The organism is Saezia sanguinis (assembly GCF_003991585.1).
In the GTDB taxonomy this organism is placed as follows: Bacteria; Pseudomonadota; Gammaproteobacteria; order Burkholderiales; family Burkholderiaceae_C; genus Saezia; species Saezia sanguinis.
Genome location: NZ_PQSP01000220.1, coordinates 1 through 235 on the forward strand (window position 1 = coordinate 1; position 235 = coordinate 235).

Annotated in this window: 1 protein-coding gene; it reads right to left on the reverse strand. The window is 66.8% G+C overall.

Annotated elements, in window-relative coordinates; genetic code table 11:
* Positions 1-235, reverse strand: a 235-nt coding sequence (locus tag CUZ56_RS15570; RefSeq protein ID WP_204250990.1) for an NAD(P)H-dependent oxidoreductase, incomplete at both ends; no start/stop codon positions are given.

Genomic DNA, 235 nt, shown 5'->3' on the forward strand with positions numbered 1-235 from the left:
CTTCAAAACCGCGGGCAGCGTCCCGTTGTATTCCGGGGTGATCAACAGCAGGCCGTCGCCGGCGTCCACCGCGTCGCGCAGCGCCGCCGCGGCAGCGGGGACCGAACCCGGCACGTCGATATCCTCGTTGTAGAACGGAATATCGCCGATACCCTCGTAGACGGAGACATCGACACCCTCCGGCGCGGTTCCCACCGCGGCCTCGGCGACCTGTTTGCTGAAGGAAGCGCTGCGA